The 21,586-nt window shown below is 72.4% G+C and carries 19 protein-coding genes; 15 read left to right on the top strand and 4 right to left on the bottom strand.

The features are described from left to right. Positions 1-56: 56 nt before the first annotated feature. Both IH45_RS0128935 and IH45_RS0128930 read right to left on the bottom strand, forming a co-directional pair. Positions 57-1,286: a DUF349 domain-containing protein gene (locus IH45_RS0128935; protein ID WP_030674875.1), complete on the bottom strand. Its 1,230-nt coding sequence runs from the start codon at positions 1,284-1,286 to the stop codon at positions 57-59. A 252-nt stretch (positions 1,287-1,538) separates the two neighbouring features. Next, positions 1,539-2,366 (bottom strand): peptidylprolyl isomerase, encoded by an 828-nt coding sequence (locus IH45_RS0128930; protein WP_030674872.1) that lies wholly within the window; start codon positions 2,364-2,366, stop codon positions 1,539-1,541. A gap of 155 nt (positions 2,367-2,521) precedes the next feature. On the opposite strand from IH45_RS0128930, the gene IH45_RS0128925 reads away from it, so the two are divergent. From IH45_RS0128925 to IH45_RS0128910, 4 genes are all read left to right on the top strand, one after another. After that, the gene (locus tag IH45_RS0128925; protein ID WP_030674869.1) at positions 2,522-3,241 is read left to right on the top strand and encodes an MBL fold metallo-hydrolase; all 720 of its coding nucleotides are present in this window, start codon (positions 2,522-2,524) and stop codon (positions 3,239-3,241) included. Between the two features lie 10 nt (positions 3,242-3,251). Next, positions 3,252-4,514 carry a histidine--tRNA ligase gene (hisS, locus tag IH45_RS0128920; protein ID WP_030674866.1) on the top strand — a complete coding sequence of 421 codons (1,263 nt, stop codon included), beginning with the start codon at positions 3,252-3,254 and terminating at the stop codon, positions 4,512-4,514. Positions 4,515-4,723: 209 nt separating this feature from the next. Continuing rightward, positions 4,724-5,368: a vitamin K epoxide reductase family protein gene (locus IH45_RS0128915; RefSeq protein WP_030674863.1), complete on the top strand. Its 645-nt coding sequence runs from the start codon at positions 4,724-4,726 to the stop codon at positions 5,366-5,368. Between the two features lie 85 nt (positions 5,369-5,453). Beyond that, a complete protein-coding gene (locus IH45_RS0128910; protein WP_030674860.1) occupies positions 5,454-6,809 on the top strand; it encodes a replication-associated recombination protein A in 1,356 nt (451 codons plus the stop codon). Positions 6,810-6,867: 58 nt separating this feature from the next. Here the strand turns inward: IH45_RS0128910 and IH45_RS0128905 are convergent, their stop codons facing one another. Then, positions 6,868-7,626 (bottom strand): DUF2470 domain-containing protein, encoded by a 759-nt coding sequence (locus tag IH45_RS0128905; RefSeq protein WP_030674858.1) that lies wholly within the window; start codon positions 7,624-7,626, stop codon positions 6,868-6,870. A gap of 185 nt (positions 7,627-7,811) precedes the next feature. Between IH45_RS0128905 and rpsD the strand changes: the two genes are divergently transcribed. Continuing rightward, entirely contained in the window at positions 7,812-8,423 is a 612-nt protein-coding gene (gene rpsD, locus IH45_RS0128900) for a 30S ribosomal protein S4 (protein WP_003984683.1), read from the top strand. Positions 8,424-8,474: 51 nt separating this feature from the next. On the opposite strand, the gene IH45_RS0128895 is transcribed toward rpsD, so the two are convergent. Continuing rightward, a complete protein-coding gene (locus tag IH45_RS0128895; RefSeq protein ID WP_030674856.1) occupies positions 8,475-10,703 on the bottom strand; it encodes an ATP-binding protein in 2,229 nt (742 codons plus the stop codon). A gap of 179 nt (positions 10,704-10,882) precedes the next feature. On the opposite strand from IH45_RS0128895, the gene IH45_RS0128890 reads away from it, so the two are divergent. The 10 genes from IH45_RS0128890 (at position 10,883) to aroQ (ending at position 21,160) form a co-directional block, all read left to right on the top strand. Then, on the top strand, positions 10,883-11,317 hold the full coding sequence (locus tag IH45_RS0128890; RefSeq protein WP_030178044.1) for a DUF948 domain-containing protein: 435 nt from the start codon (positions 10,883-10,885) through the stop codon (positions 11,315-11,317). Between the two features lie 8 nt (positions 11,318-11,325). Next, complete coding sequence (locus IH45_RS0128885) at positions 11,326-11,679, top strand: DUF6167 family protein (protein ID WP_030674854.1); 354 nt, start codon at positions 11,326-11,328, stop codon at positions 11,677-11,679. Further along, positions 11,679-14,348 (top strand): alanine--tRNA ligase, encoded by a 2,670-nt coding sequence (gene alaS / locus IH45_RS0128880; protein WP_030674852.1) that lies wholly within the window; start codon positions 11,679-11,681, stop codon positions 14,346-14,348. The genes IH45_RS0128885 and alaS overlap by 1 nt, the downstream gene beginning before the upstream one ends. A 13-nt stretch (positions 14,349-14,361) precedes the next feature. Then, positions 14,362-14,826: a Holliday junction resolvase RuvX gene (gene ruvX, locus IH45_RS0128875; RefSeq protein WP_030674850.1), complete on the top strand. Its 465-nt coding sequence runs from the start codon at positions 14,362-14,364 to the stop codon at positions 14,824-14,826. A gap of 125 nt (positions 14,827-14,951) precedes the next feature. Further along, entirely contained in the window at positions 14,952-16,799 is a 1,848-nt protein-coding gene (mltG, locus tag IH45_RS0128870) for an endolytic transglycosylase MltG (protein WP_030674848.1), read from the top strand. A gap of 120 nt (positions 16,800-16,919) precedes the next feature. Beyond that, entirely contained in the window at positions 16,920-17,759 is an 840-nt protein-coding gene (locus tag IH45_RS0128865) for a shikimate dehydrogenase (protein ID WP_030674845.1), read from the top strand. Between the two features lie 116 nt (positions 17,760-17,875). Next, on the top strand, positions 17,876-19,060 hold the full coding sequence (aroC, locus tag IH45_RS0128860; RefSeq protein WP_030674842.1) for a chorismate synthase: 1,185 nt from the start codon (positions 17,876-17,878) through the stop codon (positions 19,058-19,060). After that, positions 19,057-19,638: a shikimate kinase gene (locus IH45_RS0128855; RefSeq protein WP_030674840.1), complete on the top strand. Its 582-nt coding sequence runs from the start codon at positions 19,057-19,059 to the stop codon at positions 19,636-19,638. Before aroC ends, IH45_RS0128855 begins: the two co-directional genes overlap by 4 nt. Then, entirely contained in the window at positions 19,635-20,726 is a 1,092-nt protein-coding gene (gene aroB / locus IH45_RS0128850; protein WP_030674837.1) for a 3-dehydroquinate synthase, read from the top strand. Before IH45_RS0128855 ends, aroB begins: the two co-directional genes overlap by 4 nt. Beyond that, entirely contained in the window at positions 20,723-21,160 is a 438-nt protein-coding gene (aroQ, locus tag IH45_RS0128845) for a type II 3-dehydroquinate dehydratase (RefSeq protein ID WP_030674834.1), read from the top strand. The genes aroB and aroQ overlap by 4 nt, the downstream gene beginning before the upstream one ends. Positions 21,161-21,586: the final 426 nt, after the last annotated feature.

Genomic DNA, 21,586 nt, shown 5'->3' with positions numbered 1-21,586 from the left:
ACGTACGAGGGCCCCGGTACGAAGATTCGTACCGGGGCCCTCGTTTGTGGCTTTGGTCAGCCGCCGAACTCCTCAAGGCCCTTCAGCGCCTGGTCCAGCAGCGCCTGGCGCCCCTCCAGCTCACGGGCGAGCTTGTCCGCCTTGGCGTCGTTGCCCGCCGCGCGGGCCGCGTCGATCTGCTTCTGCAGTTTGTCGACCGCGTCCTGGAGCTGGCCGGTCAGGCCGGCCGCCCGCGCCCGCGCCTCCGGGTTCGTGCGCCGCCACTCGGCTTCCTCGGACTCCTGGATGGCGCGCTCGACGGCGTGCATCCGGCCCTCGATCTTCGGGCGGGCGTCCCGCGGCACGTGGCCGATGGCCTCCCACCGCTCGTTGATCGAACGGAACGCGGCCCGCGCCGCCTTCAGGTCGGAGACGGGGAGCAGCTTCTCGGCCTCGGCGACCAGCTCCTCCTTGCGCGTCAGATTCTCCCGCTGCTCGGCGTCGCGCTCCGCGAACACCTCGCCGCGCGCCTGGAAGAAGATGTCCTGGGCGCCGCGGAAGCGGTTCCACAGGTCGTCCTCGTGCTCGCGCTGGGCGCGGCCCGCGGCCTTCCAGTCCGCCATCAGCTCGCGGTAGCGGGCCGCGGTGGGCCCCCAGTCCGTCGAGCCGGACAGCGCCTCGGCCTCGGCGACCAGCCGCTCCTTGGCCTTACGGGCCTCCTCGCGCTGCGCGTCCAGCGAGGCGAAGTGCGCCTTGCGCCGCTTGGAGAACGCGGAGCGGGCGTGCGAGAAGCGGTGCCACAGCTCGTCGTCGGACTTGCGGTCCAGGCGCGGCAGGCTCTTCCAGGTGTCCACCAGGGCCCGCAGCCGCTCGCCGGCCGCCCGCCACTGCTCGCTGGCCGCCAGCTCCTCGGCCTCGGCGACCAGCTTCTCCTTGGCGTCCCGGGCCTCGTCGCTCTGCCGCGCCTTCTGGGCCTTGCGCTCCTCGCGGCGCGCCTCGACATCGGTGACGAGCTGGTCCAGCCGCTTGCGCAGCGCGTCCAGGTCGCCCACCGCGTGGTGCTCGTCGACCTGCTCTCGCAGATGGCCGATGGCGGCCGTCGCGTCCTTGGCGGACAGGTCGGTGGTCCTGACCCGCCGTTCGAGGAGGCCGATCTCGACGACCAGGCCCTCATACTTGCGCTCGAAGTAGGCGAGGGCCTCTTCGGGGGTTCCCGCCTGCCACGATCCGACGACCTGCTCGCCGTCGGCGGTACGCACGTACACGGTCCCCGTCTCGTCGACGCGGCCCCATGGGTCGCTGCTCACAGCGCCTCCTCCACATGATGCCGACGGGAGCGCGTCGCCCCCCGGCATCGTCCACAGTTTCTGTCCGGCGGGGCAGCGCCCCGGCCGGTCCGACGGGTGTCTTGCGGGTGCGGGTGGCAGCCGTCGGAGCAGGCACCCTACACAACGCCAATCTAGGCGACCGGCGGGCCGGCTGTCCGCATCCAGCGCGACCGAAATTTCGCGGTTCGCACACCGCAAGGGCGGCTCCGGCGCGCCCGGGGCGCACCGGGGTCAGGATTTCGCGACGGTCGCCCGGTTGATCACCACCGTCGCGTTCGGCGCGGTGTTGCCCGTCGAGGGATCGGGCGTCGAGCCCGCCCCGGCGATCTTCTTCAGGACGTCCATGCCCTCGGTGATCGTCCCGAAGGGTGTGTAGTTCGGGGGCAGCTTGCTGTCCTGGTAGACGAGGAAGAACTGGCTGCCGCCGCTGTTGCGGGTCTTGTCGTCCTTGCCGTCGTAGCGGTTGGCCATCGCGACCGTGCCCGCCGGGTAGACGTCGCCCTTGAGCCTGGAGTCCTTCAGGTTCTCGTCCGGGATCGTGTAGCCGGGCGTGCCCGCGCCGGTGCCGGTCGGGTCACCGCACTGCAGGACGTAGATGCCCTCGTCGACCAGCCGGTGGCACTTGCTGTGGTCGAGGAACTTCTCGCCCGCCAGGAAACTGAAGGAGTTGACGGTGTGCGGCGCCTTCGCGGCGTCCAGCTTGATCCCGATGTCGCCGCAGGTCGTCTCCAGCTTCATCGCGTACGCCGCGGAGGTGTCGACGGACATCTCCGGCTCCTTCTTCCAGGTCTTCTTGGAGGGCGAGCCCGGGGCCGGCTTGCCGCACGGGTCGGCGGCCTTGCTGGGGCTCGGCGCCGCGGCGTCCGTGGTGCTGTCGCCGCCGCCGGCCAGCCCGACCGAGGCGTACGCCGCCGCGCCCGCGGCCAGCGCGACCGCCACGGCCGACGCGACGATCACGTTGCGGCGCTTGGCCTTGCGCCGGGCCGCGTCCCGCCGCTGCCGCTGGCGCTCGTACTTCTCGCGGGCGAGCTGCCGCCGCCGCTGATCGCTGCTGACCACCGGTCGTCTCCTAGGTGTGCGCTGAGGTGGGCCGTGGGCCGTACCGTATACGGGTTCGCCGGGGCGGGAGTGCCGCCGGTAGGCTCTGGAACAGCCGAAATCTTCCGGATCGCCGTCGGTGATCCGTCCGCCGCTGTCGAATGTTGAGGACGAACGTGCTCATTGCCGGGTTCCCCGCCGGGGCCTGGGGGACCAACTGTTACCTGGTCGCCCCGGCCGCGGGTGAGGAGTGCGTGATCATCGACCCGGGCCACCGGGCCGCGCCGGGTGTCGAGGAAGCGCTGAAGAAGCACCGGCTCAAGCCCGTCGCCGTGGTCCTCACCCACGGCCACATCGACCATGTCGCCTCGGTCGTCCCGGTGTGCGGCGCGCACGACGTGCCCGCGTGGATCCACCCCGAGGACCGCTACATGATGAGCGACCCGGAGAAGGCCCTCGGCGCCTCGATCGGGCAGCAGCTCATGGGCGAGCTGACCGTGGGGGAGCCGGACGACGTCAAGGAGCTGGGCGACGGCGCGAAGCTGGAGCTGGCCGGGCTGGAGTTCTCGGTCGCGCACGCCCCGGGCCATACCAAGGGGTCGGTGACCTTCCGGATGCCCGAGCAGGCCGACATTCCGCCGGTCTTCTTCTCGGGCGACCTGCTGTTCGCCGGCTCCATCGGACGTACCGACCTGCCGGGCGGCGACCACGCCGAGATTCTGCGGTCGCTGGAGCGCGTGTGCCTGCCGCTCCAGGACGAGACCGTCGTGCTGTCCGGCCACGGCCCCCAGACCACCATCGGCCACGAGCGCGCCACCAACCCGTTCCTGCGGGAGGTGGCCGCCGGCCTCGGAGACGGCGCACCGCACAGCCCGGCTCCGCGACGAGGAATGTGACGAGAACTTCGTGAGCACCTTCAAGGCCCCCAAGGGCACCTACGACCTGATCCCGCCGCAGTCCGCCACCTACCTGGCGGTCCGCGACGCGATCTCCGGACCCCTCAAGCGCTCCGGCTACGGCTACGTCGAAACGCCCGGTTTCGAGAACGTCGAGCTGTTCGCGCGCGGCGTCGGCGAGTCCACCGACATCGTGACCAAGGAGATGTACGCCTTCGAGACCAAGGGCGGCGACAAGCTCGCGCTGCGCCCCGAGGGCACCGCCTCCGTCCTGCGCGCCGCGCTGGAGGCCAACCTGCACAAGGCGGGCAACCTCCCCGTCAAGCTCTGGTACTCCGGTTCGTACTACCGCTACGAGCGTCCGCAGAAGGGCCGCTACCGCCACTTCTCCCAGGTCGGCGCGGAGGCCATCGGCGCCGAGGACCCGGCGCTGGACGCCGAGCTGATCATCCTGGCCAACGACGCCTACCGCTCGCTGGGCCTGAAGAACTTCCGCATCCTGCTCAACTCGCTCGGCGACAAGGAGTGCCGCCCCGCCTACCGGGCCGCCCTCCAGGAGTTCCTGTACGGGCTCGACCTGGACGAGGACACCCGCCGCCGCGCCGGGATCAACCCGCTGCGGGTGCTGGACGACAAGCGCGCGGACGTGCAGAAGCAGCTGGTCGGCGCGCCGCTGCTGCGCGACCACCTGTGCGAGGCGTGCAAGGCGTACCACGAGCAGGTGCGCGAGCTGCTGACCGCGGCGGGCGTCGCGTACGAGGACGACCCGAAGCTGGTGCGCGGGCTGGACTACTACACCCGTACGACCTTCGAGTTCGTCCACGACGGCCTGGGCTCGCAGTCCGCGGTCGGCGGCGGCGGGCGCTACGACGGCCTCTCCGAGATGATCGGCGGCCCCGCGCTGCCGTCGGTGGGCTGGGCGCTCGGCGTGGACCGCACGGTCCTCGCGCTGGAGGCCGAGGGCGTCGAGCTGGAGCTGCCCGCGACGACGGCCGTCTTCGCCGTGCCGCTCGGCGAGGAGGCCCGGCGGACGCTGTTCGCCACGGTCACCGAGCTGCGCCGGGCCGGGGTCGCCACCGACTTCGCGTACGGCGGCAAGGGCCTGAAGAACGCCATGAAGTCGGCGAACCGCTCGGGCGCCCGCCTCGCGGTCGTCGCCGGTGAGCGCGATCTGGCCGAAGGCGTCGTCCAGCTCAAGGACCTGGAGAGCGGCGAGCAGGCGCCGGTCGCGCTGGCCGAGGTCGTCGAAGAGGTCCGCCGCAGGCTCGGCTGATCCCGTCCGCCTCTGTACGGGGCGCCCGTCATCGGGTAGGAGGCCCCCTTCCGGCCGTCCGCCGCGCTGTGCGCGCGATGGCTCGGAAGGGGGCCTTTATGCGCAGCGAACGGTGGCCGCGTGTCCGGTTGGGGCAGAATGAGGGCCCGGCGCGCGCCAGTTGGCACGCGCTCTCCGCTCACTCCCCAAGGCACCGACGGAACGGCGATATGACGACGACAGCGCTTGACGACGTGTCCACCGGCGACGATCACCCCGGCCGCGGCGGCGGCACGACCGGCTCGGGGCGGGGCCTGGCCTGGCTGCTGGTGGTCACCAGTGCCCTGGGGCTCCTCGCGTCCTGGGTGATCACCTTGGACAAGATCGAGCTGCTGAAGGACCCCAACTTCAAGCCGGCCTGCAGCCTGAGCCCGATCGTCTCCTGCGGCAGCGTGATGCAGAGCCCGCAGGCCGAGGTCTTCGGCTTCCCCAACCCGGTCGCCGGTCTCATCGCGTTCGGCGTGGTCATCGGGATCGGCGCCGGACTGCTCGCGGGCGCCCGCTACCGCGCTTGGTACTGGATCGGCCTGAACATCGGCACGCTCGCGGGCTCCGTCTTCTGCATGTGGCTGATGTCGCAGTCGCTGTACGTGATCAACTCGCTGTGCCTGTGGTGCACGCTGACCTGGTGCGTCACGATCCTGATGTTCTGGTACACCACCGTGCACAACCTCAAGCACGGGATCATCCCGGCGCCGGAGGGGCTGCGCAAGGTGGTGCTGGAGTTCCACTGGGTCGTGCCGGTGCTCTGGTACGGCGTGATCGCGCTGCTGATCCTGACCAAGTGGTGGTCGTACTGGAGCAGCCTGATCTGAGGTACGGAACGCGGCCGGGGGCCGACCGGTGCACACCGGTCGGCCCCCGGCCGCGTTGTCAGTGGGGTGGCTTAGGCTCTGAAGCGTGGAGCCCGACCTGTTCACCGCCGCTGCCGAAGACCGCCAGGAGAAAGACCCCGCGGGGTCGCCCCTCGCCGTACGGATGCGTCCGCGCACCCTCGACGAGGTCGTCGGCCAGCAGCACCTGCTCAAGCCGGGCTCGCCCCTGCGCCGCCTGGTCGGCGAGGGCAACGGCGGCCCCGCCGGACCGTCCTCCGTCTTCCTGTGGGGCCCGCCCGGCATCGGCAAGACGACCCTCGCGTACGTGGTCAGCCAGGCCACGAACAAGCGCTTCGTCGAGCTGTCGGCGATCACCGCCGGCGTCAAGGAGGTGCGGGCCGTCATCGACGGCGCCCGCCGCGCCTCCGGCGGCTACGGCAAGGAGACCGTTCTCTTCCTCGACGAGATCCACCGCTTCAGCAAGGCCCAGCAGGACTCCCTGCTGCCCGCCGTCGAGAACCGCTGGGTGACGCTGATCGCCGCGACGACCGAGAACCCGTACTTCTCGGTGATCTCCCCGCTGCTCTCCCGCTCCCTCCTGCTCACGCTCGAACCGCTCACCGACGACGACCTGCGCGGCCTGCTGCGGCGCGCGCTCACCGACGCGCGGGGGCTGGCGGGCGCGGTCACGCTGCCCGAGGACACCGAGGCGCACCTGCTGCGCATCGCCGGCGGCGACGCCCGCCGCGCGCTCACCGCCCTGGAGGCCGGGGCCGGGTCCGCGATCTCCAAGGGGGAGAAGGAGATCACCCTCCAGACGCTGGAGGAGTCCGTCGACCGGGCGGCCGTGAAGTACGACCGGGCCGGTGACCAGCACTACGACGTCGCCAGCGCGCTGATCAAGTCCATCCGCGGCTCCGACGTGGACGCGGCGCTGCACTATCTGGCGCGGATGATCGAGGCGGGGGAGGACCCGCGGTTCATCGCCCGGCGGCTGATGATCTCGGCGAGCGAGGACATCGGGCTCGCCGACCCGTCCGCCCTGCAGACCGCGGTGGCCGCGGCGCAGGCCGTCGCGATGATCGGCTTCCCGGAGGCCCGGATCACCCTCAGCCAGGCCACGATCGCGCTGGCGCTGGCCCCCAAGTCGAACGCGGCCTACCTGGCGATCGACGCCGCCCTCGCAGACGTACGGGCCGGGCTCGCGGGCCCGGTGCCGCCGCATCTGCGCGACAGCCACTACAAGGGCGCCGAGAAGCTGGGACACGGCAAGGGGTACCAGTACCCCCACGACCTCCCCGGCGGGATCGCGGCCCAGCAGTACGCGCCCGACGAGGTGCACGGGAAGCGGTATTACACGCCCACGCGGTACGGCTCCGAGGCGCGGTATGCGGATGTGACGGAGCGGGTGCGGGGCCGCTTGCGCGGCGAGGAACCGTGATCGGCCTGCGGCCCCCCGGACGGGCTTGATCCGGCCCGCCCGGGGGCGGCCCCACGCTTCACCCCGACGCCGCCGCGTCGAACAGCGTGTGCATCGCCCGTCGCAGCTCCGAGACGTCCCGGACCGGTTCCGGGAAGTCGAAGCGGGCGTCGAAGGAGCGGTGTGCGGGGTCGGTGAAGCGGACGCGGAGGCCGAAGCGGTCCAGGGCCACCGGTACGGCCCGGTCGCGGAAGTCGCAGGCGCGTTGGGAGCGGTCGCCGAGCAGGGTGCACAGGCCGCGTACCTGGTCGCTGTGGGCCGAGTGCAGGTGCTGGAGCAGCTCCGCCTCGTGGGCCGCCAGCGGGTCCGGCTCGGCCGCGGCGAACTTCTCCGGTTCCACGGACTGCGCGCCCCACAGGTCGTCCACGGCGGCCTCGCCGACCTCCATGCGCAGCATCATCCAGGCGGGCCGCCCGAGCATGCCCGGTGGCGGGTCCGGCTGGAGGGCCTCGCCGATGCCGAGCAGTTCGCCGACGGGGTGCCGCTCGGCGAGCAGCATCGCCGCGCGGGCGCGCTCCTCGTTGCGTACGGGGGTGAGCCAGCCGGCGACCCAGGCCCGGCCGCGGATGCGGTGGGGCACCGAGACGGGTGCCACGTCGGTGATCTCCATCACCGCGGTGAGGTCGTCGTCCTGGGCGTGTGCGGCGGCCCTGGCGGCCGCGGAGTCCCCGGGAACCAGCAGGAGCACGTCACCAGCACCGGTGACCGTACGGCATACTGGTGCGGAGAGTCCGGCGTCGTCGGGGTCCTCGATTCCGGGGATGTTCAGCGAGGCCATACCATTGGACTCGACGAGGGTTCGTACGCGCTCGGCGGCGGTTGGCTGCTGGGCGTCTTCCACGGGACGCGGCTGACCCATCCCAGTGCTCTGACCAGCACCGGGCAGGGGGATCCCAGGTCGAAACATGCGTTCTCCTCGCAGTAAGGTAAGCCTAACCTAACTTACACGGAGGTCTGTTCCACGTGAACCAGTCGCGTCCCAAGGTCAAGAAGTCGCGCGCGCTCGGCATCGCGCTGACGCCGAAGGCCGTCAAGTACTTCGAGGCCCGTCCCTACCCGCCCGGCGAGCACGGCCGTGGCCGCAAGCAGAACAGTGACTACAAGGTCCGTCTGCTGGAGAAGCAGCGTCTGCGCGCTCAGTACGACATCAGCGAGCGTCAGATGGTGCGCGCCTACGACCGCGCTCGGAAGGTCGAAGGCAAGACAGGCGAAGCGCTGATCATCGAGCTTGAGCGCCGTCTGGACGCGCTCGTCCTGCGTTCGGGCATCGCCCGGACGATCTACCAGGCCCGTCAGATGGTCGTCCACGGCCACATCGCGGTCAACGACCGCAAGGTCGACAAGCCGTCCTTCCGCGTCCGTCCCGACGACGTCGTGATGGTCCGCGAGCGCAGCCGCGAGAAGCACCCCTTCCAGGTCGCGCGTGAGGGTGGCTACGCCCCCGAGGGCGAGACCCCCCGCTACCTGCAGGTCAACCTCAAGGCCCTGGCGTTCCGCCTGGACCGTGACCCGCAGCGCAAGGAGATCCCGGTGATCTGCGACGAGCAGCTCGTCGTCGAGTACTACGCCCGCTGATCCAGGCGTAGTCACCGCACGGCCGCGCCCCGCGCGCGGCCGGTCGCGTGCTCAGCCCGCCGTCTCCCCGCCGTTCGCGGAGGGGGAGGCGGCGGGTTCGTCCGTTTCCGGGGGCGTTTCCGGCGCCCTGCCGGAGCGCGTGCCCAGTACCGGGCCCTCCGGCCGGGAAGCCGTGCCGCCGCCGAGAATCCGCGCCACCACCGCGTCCAGGTCCAGCCGGGCGCCCTCCCGCAGACAGCGTCCGTACCGCTCGGCCCCCAGCGCCTCCTGCGCCCGCTCCTCGCACAGCCGGTGCGGCTGGTTGAAGTACCGCGAGCCGAACAGCGGCAGCCCCACCGCCGGCCAGATCCGCCCGGCGGCACCCTGGAGCCGCGCCGCCTCGGCCGCGTCCCCCTCGCCCAGCGTGACCAGCGCCAGCATCTCGATGGCCAGCACCGCGCCCAGCAGGTCGTGGAAGGTGTGGTCGATGGCCAGGCACTCGGTCAGCAGGGCACGGGCCCGCGCCGTCTCGCCACGGCTCCAGGCCGCGTACCCCAGCACGTACAGCGCGTACGCCAGGGTCCACCGCTCCCCGTGGTCGTCGCAGACCTGCCGTACGTCCTCGCACAACCGCACCGCCTGCGCGAGGTCGCCCTGGAACGCCACCGCCATCGCCAGCTCGACCTGCCCCATCAGCACATTGCTGTTGAGCTCGCCGATCTCCCGGTAGCGGCTGAGCGCGTCGCGCAGCAGCCGCTCGGCGCGCGGCATGTCGTCGCGGACCAGCGCCAGGCAGCCGGTGCGGTGCAGGGCGTAGGCGGCGGCGGTGGCGTTGCCGGTGCGCTCCGCGCCCTCGCGGCACTCCTGGAGGGCGCTTATCGCGCCGACCGCGTCGCCCTGGAGCACCGCCACGTACCCGGCCACCCACAGCGCCTTCAGCCGGGCGTCGTCGTGGTCGCCCTCCAGCTCCAGGGAGCGGTCGAGCCAGTGCCGCCCTTCGGAGAGCCGCCCGCATCCGGCCCAGTAGAACCACAGCGTGCCCGCCAGGTACTGGCCCAGGTGCGCGTCCCCGGTGCTGTCGAGGCTGTACTCCAGGGCGACCCGCAGGTTCGGCAGTTCGCACTCGATACGGGCGGCCACCTCGGCCTGCCGCGGGCTGAACCAGTCCAGCTCGCACCAGGTCGCCAGGCCCACGTACCAGTCGCGGTGCCGCCGGCGCAGCCGCTCGGCGTCGCCCGCCGCGTCCAGCCAGCCCGCCCCGTACTCCCGGACGGTGTCCAGCATCCGGTGGCGCACGCCCGCCGGGGTCTCCTCCCGTACGACGACCGACTGGGCCACCAGTTCCCCGAGCACGTCGACCAGTTCGTCCGCCGGCAGGTCCGGGCCCGAGCAGACGTACTCCGCCGCGTCCAGGTCGAACTGCCCGGCGAACACCGACAGCCGCGCCCACAGCAGGCGCTCGGCGGGCGTGCACAGCTCGTGGCTCCAGCCGATGGCCGTCCGCAGCGTCCGGTGGCGGCACTCGGCCGCGCCCCGCGGGGCCGAAAGGCCCGCGCGGGCGCCGGGATAGCCGCCGGTCAGCAGCCGGAAGCGGTCGTCGAGCCGGTGCAGCACCTGTTCCACCGACAGGGCCCGCAGCCGCCCGGCGGCCAGTTCCAGCGCGAGCGGGATGCCGTCCAGCCGGCGGCACAGTTCGGCGACGGCGGCCTCGCCCGACGGGTCCGTGGCGAAGCCGGGGACCACGGCCGTGGCGCGGTCGTGGAACAGCCCCGCCGCGTCCGGGCCGTCCATCGGCGGCAGCGGCAGGTTCTGCTCGCCGGGCAGGCCGAGCGGGCGCCGGCCCGCCGCCAGTACGCGCAGGCCCGGCGCGCGCCGCAGCAGGTCGGCGGCGAGGTCGGCGCAGTCGTCGACCAGGTGCTCGTAGCCGTCCAGGACGAGCAGCAGATCACGGCCGGCGAGGTGGTCGCGCAGCGCGGCGCGCGGCGGCCGGCCCGTGTGGTCGGCGAGGCCCAGCGCCTCGGCGACCGCGTGGTCCAGCAGGTGCCCGTGGCGCAGCGGGGCCAGCTCGGCCAGCCACACCCCATCGCAGAAGCGATCCTGCAAGATTGTCGCGGCTTGGGTGGCGAGCCGGGACTTCCCCACGCCGCCGACCCCGGTGAGCGTCACCAGCCGGGCGGACTCCAGATGTCCGGCCAGCGCGGCGAGTTCGCCGTCGCGGCCGATGAACCGGGTCAGCTCCGCGGGCAGATTGCCGGGCACCCGCAGGCGAGCGGAGGAAGGGCGGGGCAGGGGGCGTCGCATGGGACACGGAGCGTACTCGCAGGTGTGCGGACCGTACAATCGCCCGGCGGTGGCCCCGTGCTGCCCGGGTGTCGCACGGGCAGTGCGGTACGGGCGCGCGCCCGCGGCGCGATAGGCTCGGGATCTGCCGTTCGAGCAGGACGGAACCGGAACAGAATCAGTCGGAGAGTGGTGCCAACGTGACCGGTGGAGAGGTGGCCGGGATCCTCGTGGCCGTCTTCTGGGCGATCCTCGTGTCCTTCCTCGCCCTCGTGCTGGTGAGGCTCGCGCAGACGCTCAAGGCGACGACCCGGATGGTCGCCGAGGTGTCCGAGCAGGCCGTACCGCTGCTGGCCGACGCGTCCGCGACCGTCCGCTCCGCGCACACCCAGCTCGCCCGGGTCGACGCCATCGCCTCCGACGTCCAGGAGGTCACCGCCAACGCCTCCGCGCTCTCCTCGACCGTCTCCTCCGCCTTCGGCGGACCGCTGGTCAAGGTCGCGGCGTTCGGCTACGGCGTGCGCCGCGCGATCGGCAGGAAGGGCGCACCGCCCGAGCCGAAGCGCACCGTCGTCGGCCGTACCCTGCCCGCCGCCCGCCGCGGCGGGCGCCGCAACCGTCGCTCCAAGGACTGATCGCCGCGATGTTCCGCCGCGCATTCTGGTTCACCACCGGCGCCGCCGCCGGAGTGTGGGCCACCACCAAGGTCCACCGCAAGCTGCGCAAGCTCCAGCCCGACAGCCTGGCCGCGCAGGCCGCCGGCAAGGCCGTCGAGACCGGCCACCGGCTGCGCCAATTTGCAGTGGACGTCCGCACGGAAATGTCGGACCGTGAAGGGCAGCTGTACGAAGCGCTGGGCCTGACGGACCGGGGCGACGCACGCGCACTGCCCCCGGCGCGCTCCCGCGCCGCGCTCGACACGCCGCAGTACCAGATCACGCAGCACCGAACGATTACCCCCGGACCGACCGGACCGACCGGAAATGAGGACCACTGATGGAGTCGGCTGAAATCCGCCGCCGCTGGCTGCGCTTCTTCGAGGAGCGCGGGCACACCGTCGTGCCGTCGGCGTCGCTCATCGCGGACGACCCGACGCTGCTGCTGGTCCCCGCGGGCATGGTGCCCTTCAAGCCGTACTTCCTCGGCGAGGTCAAGCCGCCGTGGCCGCGCGCCACCAGCGTCCAGAAGTGCGTGCGCACGCCGGACATCGAAGAGGTCGGCAAGACCACCCGGCACGGCACGTTCTTCCAGATGTGCGGCAACTTCTCCTTCGGCGACTACTTCAAGGAAGGCGCCATCAAGTACGCCTGGGAACTGCTGACCGGCTCCCAGGACGACGGCGGCTTCGGCCTGGACCCGGAGAAGCTCTGGATCACCGTCTACCTGGACGACGACGAGGCCGAGCGCATCTGGCACGAGGTCGTCGGGGTGCCCAAGGAGCGCATCCAGCGCCTGGGCAAGAAGGAGAACTACTGGTCCATGGGCGTCCCGGGCCCCTGCGGCCCGTGCTCCGAGATCAACTACGACCGCGGCCCGGAATTCGGCGTCGAGGGCGGCCCGGCCGTCAACGACGAGCGCTACGTGGAGATCTGGAACCTGGTCTTCATGCAGTACGAGCGCGGCGCGGGCACCGGCAAGGAGGACTTCGAGATCCTCGGTGACCTGCCGAGCCAGAACATCGACACCGGCCTCGGCCTGGAACGCCTGGCGATGATCCTCCAGGGCGTCCGCAACATGTACGAGACCGACACGCTGCGCGTCGTCATCGACAAGGCCGGCGACCTGACCGGCGTACGCTACGGCGCCACCGACGACACCGACGTGTCGCTGCGCGTCGTCGCCGACCACATGCGTACGTCCACCATGCTCATCGGCGACGGCGTCACGCCCGGCAACGAGGGCCGCGGCTATGTGCTGCGCCGCATCATGCGCCGCGCCATCCGCAACATGCGCCTGCTCGGCGCCACCGGCCCGGTCGTCGCCGACCTGCTGGACGTGGTCATCAAGACGATGGGCCAGCAGTACCCGGAGTTGCTGGAGGACCGCAAGCGCATCGAGACGGTCGCGCTGGCCGAGGAGGCCGCCTTCCTCAAGACGCTGAAGGCCGGCACCAACATCCTCGACACCGCCGTCACCGAGACCAAGGCCGCCGGCAGCACGGTGCTCCCCGGCGACAAGGCGTTCCTGCTCCACGACACCTGGGGCTTCCCCATCGACCTCACCCTCGAAATGGCCGCCGAACAGGGCCTTTCGGTGGACGAGAACGGCTTCCGCCGGCTGATGAAGGAGCAGCGGGAGCGCGCCAAGGCCGACGCCCAGGCCAAGAAGCACGGCCACGCCGACCTGTCCGCCTACCGCGAGGTGGCCGACCGCTCCGGCGCCACCGTCTTCACCGGCTACACCCACACCGAGGGCGAGTCCTCCGTCGTGGGCCTGCTGGCCAACGGTGTGTCGGCCCCCGCCGCCCAGGAGGGCGACGAGGTCGAGGTCGTCCTGGACCGCACGCCCTTCTACGCCGAGGGCGGCGGCCAGCTCGCCGACACCGGCCGGATCAAGCTGGAGTCCGGCGCCGTCGTCGAGGTCCGCGACGTGCAGCAGCCGGTGCCCGGCGTCACGGTGCACAAGGGCGTCGTGCAGGTCGGCGAGGTCGTGGTCGGCTCGCCCGCGTACGCCACCATCGACGTCAAGCGCCGCCGGGCCATCGCCCGCGCCCACAGCGCCACCCACCTCACCCACCAGGCCCTGCGCGACGCGCTCGGCCCCACGGCCGCCCAGGCCGGTTCGGAGAACTCCCCGGGCCGCTTCCGGTTCGACTTCGGCTCGCCGGCCGCCGTGCCCGGCACGGTCCTGACCGACGTGGAGCAGCGCATCAACGAGGTGCTCTCCCGCGAACTGGACGTCCAGGCCGAGGTCATGAGCATGGAGGACGCCAAGAAGCAGGGCGCCATCGCCGAGTTCGGCGAGAAGTACGGCGACCGGGTGCGCGTGGTGACCATCGGCGACTTCTCCAAGGAGCTGTGCGGCGGCACCCACGTGGCCAACACCGCTCAGCTCGGTCTGGTCAAGCTGCTCGGCGAGTCGTCCATCGGCTCCGGCGTGCGCCGCGTGGAGGCCCTGGTCGGCGTGGACGCGTACAACTTCCTCGCCCGTGAGCACACCGTCGTCTCGCAGCTGACCGAGCTGGTCAAGGGCCGCCCGGAGGAGCTGCCGGAGAAGATCTCCGGCGTGCTGGCCAAGCTCAAGGAGGCCGAGAAGGAGATCGAGCGCTACCGCGCCGAGAAGGTCCTCCAGGCCGCCGCCGGGCTGGCCCAGGAGGCCAAGGACGTGCGAGGCGTCGCGCTGGCCGCCGCCCAGATCGCCGACGGCACGTCCGCCGACGACCTGCGCAAGCTGGTGCTGGACGTGCGCGGCCGCATCCCGGGCGACCGCCCGGCCGTGGTCGCCCTGTTCACCGTCGCGGGCGGCCGCCCGCTGACCGTCATCGCCACCAACGAGGCCGCCCGCGAGCGCGGCATCAAGGCCGGCGACCTGGTCCGTACGGCCGCCAAGACGCTCGGCGGCGGTGGCGGCGGCAAGCCGGACGTGGCCCAGGGCGGCGGCCAGAACGCCGCCGCGGTGCCCGAGGCCATCGAGGCCGTCGAGCGTCTCGTGGCCGAGGCGGCCTGAGCGCGTGAGTGAGATGCGGCGCGGCAGGCGCCTCGCCATCGACGTGGGGGACGCCCGGATCGGGGTCGCCTCGTGCGACCCCGACGGGGTCCTCGCGACGCCCGTGGAGACGGTGCCCGGCCGGGACGTCCCGGCCGCGCACCGGCGCCTGAAGGCGCTCGTCGAGGAGTACGAGCCCCTTGAGGTCGTCGTCGGCCTGCCCCGCTCCCTGAACGGGGGAGAGGGGCCGGCCGCGGCCAAGGTGCGGGCCTTCGCGCAGGAGATGGCGCGCGGGATCGCTCCGGTGGCGGTGCGCCTGGTCGATGAGCGCATGACAACCGTCACAGCCACGCAGGGCCTGCGGGCATCCGGAGTGCGCAGCAAGAAGGGCCGCTCCGTGGTGGATCAGGCCGCTGCGGTGGTCATTCTCCAGAGTGCACTGGAGACCGAACGGGTGTCTGGTCACCCACCCGGCGAGAGCGTCGAAGTGGTCATCTGATCGCGGTACGGTAACGTTCCGCGCGACGTCGCGGCGGATCGAACAACCGCACGTGCAGAAAGAGGCGGTCGGTACCGCAGGCGCTGCCACCCAGGAGCGCGCCGCCTCGCGGCTCTAGGGGATCGATGACTGAGTATGGCCGGGGCTACGGCTCCGAACCGTGGCATCCCGACGACCCTCTCTACGGAGACCAGGGTCGTTACGGAGGTCAGCCGCAACAGCCTCAGCAAGGTCACTACGGGGGACAGTACGGCGGCCAGCACCAGCAGCAGGCCGCCTACGGAGGCCAGCCGCAGGGTGGCCAGCAGCAGCACTACGGTCAGCAGCCGCACGGCCAGCAGCACCAGGGGCCGCATCCGCAGGGCCAGCAGCACCAGGGGCCACACCCCCAGGGCCAGCAGCAGCCCCAGTGGGATGAGCTGTCCGGCCCGCATCAGGCCCAGCAGCAGTACAATGGCGGCTGGGACGCCTCCCAGGGCGGCGCCCCGTACGACCCGTACGGCCAGCAGCCGCCGGTCGACCCCTACAGCGGCCAGAGCCCCGACTACTACGGGACCCAGGACGCGTTCCCGCCGCCGCAGCCGCAGCACCTGCGTCAGCAGCAGGCCGGGCCGCACGACCCGCAGGGCCAGGGCGAGCAGGGCGAGCAGATCTCGCAGACCGCGCAGTTCGAGGCGGTGCGCCCGGAGCAGCTGCGCCAGCCGCCGCACCCCTCCCCGCCCGGCGACGACTTCCGGGCCGCTCCCGGACCCGAGCAGGACGAACAGGTCCGGGAACCGGCGCACTCCTTCTTCAAGGACGACCCGGACGGTGACGGCTACGACGACGACGCCGACCCGCGCGAGGAGCGCCGGGCCGGCCGGGAGCGCCGCGGCAAGGGCGGCAAGAAGGGCAAGAAGCGCAGCCGTACGGCCTGCCTGGTCGTCGCGGGCGTCTTCCTCGTCGGCGGCGGCGCGGTCGCCTACTTCGGCTACGACTTCTGGAAGAGCCACTTCGGCCCGGCCCCCGACTTCCAGGGCGAAGGCGCCGGTGATGTCCAGGTCCAGATCCCGTCGGGCAGCACCGTCCTGCAGATGGGCCTGATCCTCAAGCGCGAGGGCGTGGTCAAGAGCGCCGACGCCTTCACCGAGGCGGCGAACGAGAACGACCAGGGCAAGAAGCTCCAGGCCGGCGCCTACTCGATGCGCAAGCAGATGTCGGCGGCGTCCGCGGTCAAGCTCATGCTGGACCCCAAGAGCCGCAACGGCCTCACCGTCCGCGAGGGCCTGCGCAACGGCGCCGTCTACGACCTGATCGACAAGAAGCTGCACCTGAAGGCCGGTACGACCAAGGACGTCGCCGCCTCCGAGGCCAAGAACCTGGGGCTGCCCTCCTGGGCGAACAGCAACCCGAAGATCAAGGACCCGCTGGAGGGGTTCCTCTACCCCTCCACCTACAGCGTCAGCGGCAAGGCCAAGCCGGCCGAGGTCCTCAAGGAGATGGTGACGCGGGCCAACCGGGAGTACGCCAAGTACGACCTGGAGGAGAACGCGAAGAAGTTCGGCCTGAAGTCGCCGCTGGACCTCATCACGGTCGCCAGCCTCACCCAGGCCGAGGGCATCACCCACGACGACTTCCGCAAGATGGCCGCGGTCGTCTACAACCGGCTCGCGCCGAGCAACACGGTCACCAACCAGAAGCTCGAATTCGACTCGACGTACAACTACCTGAAGAACCAGAGCAAGATCGACATCAGTACGCGCGAGATCCGCAACTACAACGACGCGTACAACACGTACTTCTACAAGGGGCTGCCGCCCGGCCCGATCGGCAACCCCGGCGAGGACGCGCTGAAGGCGTCGATCGACCCGGACCAGAGCGCCAAGTGGCTGTTCTTCATCTCCATCGACGGGAAGAAGACCGACTTCACGACCAACCTCAAGGACCACGAGAAGCTGGTCCAGGAGTTCAACAAGCGCAAGCGCCAGTCGTAGGCTCCGGCCCCCGGTCGCCGCGGTCCGGCGGCGGCCGGTCCAGGGGCGGCCGGTCCGGGGGCGCCTCGGTCACCGCGCGGTGTTCGTCTATCGTTTCGCGGGTCCGAGCTGAGGAGCACCATGTCCAGTGAAGTCCAGGTCCGCCGCCGCGCCGCGGTCCTCGGGTCGCCCATCGCCCACTCCCTCTCCCCGGTCCTGCACCGGGCCGCCTACGCCGAACTGGGCCTGGCCGACTGGGAGTACGGCCGCCACGAGGTCGACGAGGCCGCGCTGCCCGGCTTCCTCGAACGGCTGGACGGCGCGTGGGCGGGCCTGTCCCTGACCATGCCGCTCAAGCGGGCGGTGATCCCGCTGCTGGACGCGATCAGCGACACCGCCGCCTCCGTCGAGGCCGTGAACACCGTCGTCTTCACCGAGGACGGGCGGCGCACCGGTGACAACACCGACATCCCCGGCATGCTGGCCGCGCTGCGCGAGCGCGGCGTGCAGCAGGTCGAAGGGGCGGCGGTCCTCGGCGCGGGCGCCACCGCCTCCTCCGCGCTCGCCGCCCTGTCCCGGATCTGCACGGGCGAGGTGACCGCCTATGTACGCAGCGAGGCGCGGGCCGCGGAGATGCGCGGCTGGGGCGAACGGCTGGGCGTCGCCGTCCGTACCGCCGACTGGTCGAAGGCGGCCGCGGCCTTCGAGGCGCCGCTGGTGGTCGCCACCACCCCGGCCGGCACCACCGACGCGCTGGCCGCCGCCGTGCCCGAGCGGCCCGGCACCCTCTTCGACGTGCTGTACGAACCGTGGCCGACCGCCCTGGCCGCCGCGTGGAGCGCCCGCGGCGGCGCGGTCGTGGGCGGCCTGGACCTCCTCGTCCACCAGGCCGTGCTCCAGGTGGAGCAGATGACGGGACGCTCGCCGGCGCCGCTGGCGGCGATGCGCGCGGCGGGGGAGAAGGCGCTCGCCGGACGGTGACCCGCCCGGCGTGTCCACCGCCGGTCCGCTTCCTGGACGGGGAGCGGTCCGCCGGGGCGGACGTGGGAGGATCAGGGGGAGACTGTTCGCGCAGTAGCAGGACATGAGGAGCATCGTTGAGCAGGTTGCGCTGGCTGACGGCGGGGGAGTCGCACGGCCCCGCACTCGTGGCGACGCTGGAGGGCCTCCCGGCCGGCGTCCCGATCACCACGGACATGGTGGCGGACGCCCTGGCCCGTCGCCGGCTCGGCTATGGCCGCGGTGCCCGCATGAAGTTCGAGCGCGACGAGGTCACCTTCCTCGGCGGCGTCCGGCACGGACGCACCCTCGGCTCGCCCGTCGCGATCATGGTCGGGAACACCGAGTGGCCCAAGTGGGAGAAGGTCATGGCGGCCGACCCGGTCGACCCCGCGGAGCTGGCCGAGCTGGCCCGTAACGCGCCGCTGACCCGCCCCCGCCCCGGCCACGCCGACCTCGCCGGCATGCAGAAGTACGGTTTCGACGAGGCCCGCCCGATCCTGGAGCGCGCCTCCGCCCGCGAGACCGCCGCCCGCGTCGCGCTCGGCACGGTCGCCCGCTCCTACCTCAAGGAGACGGCCGGCATCGAGATCGTCTCGCACGTGGTCGAGCTGGCCGCCGCCAAGGCCCCGTACGGCGTCGTCCCCGAGCCCTCGGACGTCGAGCGGCTGGACGCCGACCCGGTGCGCTGCCTGGACCCGGAGGCGAGTGCCGCGATGGTCGCCGAGATCGACCAGGCCCACAAGGACGGTGACACCCTCGGCGGTGTGGTCGAGGTGCTGGCGTACGGCGTGCCCGTCGGCCTCGGCTCGCACGTGCACTGGGACCGCCGGCTGGACGCGCGGCTGGCCGGTGCCCTCATGGGCATCCAGGCCATCAAGGGCGTCGAGGTCGGCGACGGCTTCGACCTGGCCCGGGTGCCCGGCTCGAAGGCGCACGACGAGATCGTCTCCACCGACGAGGGAATCCGCCGCGCCACCGGCCGCTCCGGCGGCACCGAGGGCGGCCTGACCACCGGCGAGCTGCTGCGCGTACGGGCCGCGATGAAGCCGATCGCGACCGTCCCGCGCGCCCTGGCCACCATCGACGTCACCACCGGCGAGGCCACCCAGGCCCACCACCAGCGCTCCGACGTGTGCGCGGTCCCCGCGGCCGGCATCGTCGCCGAGGCGATGGTGGCGCTGGTGCTGGCCGACGCGGTGGCGGAGAAGTTCGGCGGCGACAGCGTGCCGGAGACCCGCCGCAACGTGCGGTCCTTCCTCGACAGCCTGGCGATCAAGTGACGCCGCCGCTCGTGGTGCTGGTGGGTCCCCCGGGCGCGGGGAAGTCCACCGTGGGGGCCCTGCTGGCCGAACGGCTCGGCGCGGGCTACCGGGACACCGACGCGGACATCGAGGCGGGCGCGGGCAAGCCGATCCCGGAGATCTTCATCGACCACGGCGAGCCGCACTTCCGCGAGCTGGAGCGGCAGGCCGTACGGGCCGCCGTCGGTACCCACCCCGGCGTGCTCTCGCTCGGCGGCGGCGCGGTCATGGACGAGGGCACCCGTGCCCTGCTGACCGGTCTGCCCGTCGTCTTCCTGGACGTCCAACTGGCCGACGCCGTACGGCGCGTGGGCCTCGACGCGCCCCGCCCGCTGCTCGCCGTCAACCCGCGGCAGCGCTGGCGCGAGCTGATGGAGGCGCGCCGCCCGCTGTACACGGAGGTCGCGCGCGCCGTGGTCGCCACGGACGGCCGCACGCCCGAACAGGTCGCCGACGCCGTACTGGACGCATTGCAGCTACACACATCACCGGAGACCGGGGCCCCGGCGGCGGACGCCGCGGCCCCCGGGACGCCCGGGAGAGAGGATCACCCGTGACGGAGCAGCCCATCCGCATCCAGGTCGGCGGCACCGCGGGCACCGACCCGTACGAGGTCCTGGTCGGCCGGCAGCTGCTGGGCGAGCTGGCAGGCCTGATCGGCAAGAAGGCGCAGCGGGTCGCCGTGCTGCACCCGGAGGCACTGGCCGCCACCGGTGAGGCGCTGCGCGAGGACCTGGCCTCGCAGGGGTACGAGGCCATCGCCGTCCAGCTGCCCAACGCGGAGGAGGCCAAGACCGCCGAGGTCGCCGCGTACTGCTGGAAGGCGCTGGGCCAGACCGGTTTCACCCGTACCGACGTGATCGTGGGCGTCGGCGGCGGCGCCACCACCGACGTCGCGGGCTTCGTCGCCGCGACCTGGCTGCGCGGTGTGCGCTGGATCGCCGTACCGACCACCGTGCTCGGCATGGTGGACGCCGCGGTCGGCGGCAAGACCGGCATCAACACCGCCGAGGGCAAGAACCTGGTCGGCGCCTTCCACCCGCCGGCCGGCGTGCTGTGCGACCTGGCCGCGCTGGACTCCCTCCCGGTCCACGACTACGTCTCCGGGCTCGCCGAGGTCATCAAGGCGGGCTTCATCGCCGACCCGGCCATCCTGGAGCTGATCGAGTCCGACCCCGAGGGCGCCAAGCGCCCCGACGGCCCGCACACCACCGAGCTGATCGAGCGGGCCATCCGGGTCAAGGCCGAGGTGGTCTCCGCGGACCTGAAGGAATCCGGGCTGCGCGAGATCCTCAACTACGGCCACACCCTGGGCCACGCCATCGAGAAGAACGAGCGCTACAACTGGCGGCACGGCGCCGCGGTCTCCGTCGGCATGGTCTTCGCCGCCGAACTGGGCCGCATCGCCGGGCGCCTGGACGACGCGACCGCCGACCGGCACCGCGCCGTCCTGGCGTCGGTGGGCCTGCCGCTGACCTACCGCGGCGACCAGTGGCCCAAGCTGCTGGAGACCATGAAGGTGGACAAGAAGTCGCGCGGTGACCGGCTGCGCTTCATCGTCCTGGACGGCCTGGCCAAGCCCACCGTCCTGGAGGGCCCGGACCCGGCGATGCTGCTCGCCGCGCACGCGGAGATCGCCGCGTGAGGCGCGTCCTGGTCCTCAACGGGCCCAACCTCGGCCGCCTGGGCTCCCGCGAGCCCGACGTCTACGGCTCCACGTCGTACGCCGGCCTGGTCGAGCGCTGCACCGCGCTCGGCGAGGAACTGGGCCTGGCGGCCGAGGTCCGGGAGACCAACGACGAGGGCGAGATGATCCGCTGGCTGCACGAGGCGGCCGACGGCTCGATCCCGGTCGTCATCAACCCCGGCGCGTTCACGCACTATTCGTACGCGATGCGGGACGCAGCCGCCCAGCGCACCGCGCCGCTCATCGAGGTGCACATCTCCAACCCGTACACCCGCGAGGAGTTCCGCCACACCTCGGTGATCGCGGCGGTCGCCAGCGGCACGGTGGCGGGCTTCGGCATCGGCTCGTACGAACTCGCGTTGCGCGCGCTGGCCGCCGAACCCACCGGCTGACCACCGCGCCCCGGGCGCCCCGCGCCGCACCCCCGGCCGCCGCTCCGGCGACGGCCGGGGCCGCCGGCCGCCCCGCCGGGGGAGGACTGCGGTCACCTTCTGCGGGTACCGTTCGCCGGACAACCACATCGGCCCACCCGGGCCGGACGCCCGGCGCGCACCCGAGCGCCGTACGGACGACAGCCCCGCCCGTACGGTGAGCACCACGCACCGCGGGCGGCCACGAGATCGACCGCACGAGACGGAGAGCCACCGGATGCAGCACGCAGTGGGGGCGCCGCTGCCACCGCCTCACGGACCGGTGCCGGGGCCCGTGTCCGCGATGAGCTGGACCCCGGGCCATCCCGTACCGCAGCAGCAGCCGGCCGCGCCGCCCGCGCCGGGCTGGCCCGCGGCTCCGCCGCCCACCGCCCCGCCGCACGGCGC

It is taken from the genome of Streptomyces rimosus subsp. rimosus, from assembly GCF_000720725.1.
GTDB classification, from domain to species: Bacteria; Actinomycetota; Actinomycetes; order Streptomycetales; family Streptomycetaceae; genus Streptomyces; species Streptomyces rimosus_A.
The sequence above is the reverse complement of the archived record's forward strand: the minus strand, read 5'-3'. Positions and strand labels throughout refer to the sequence as shown.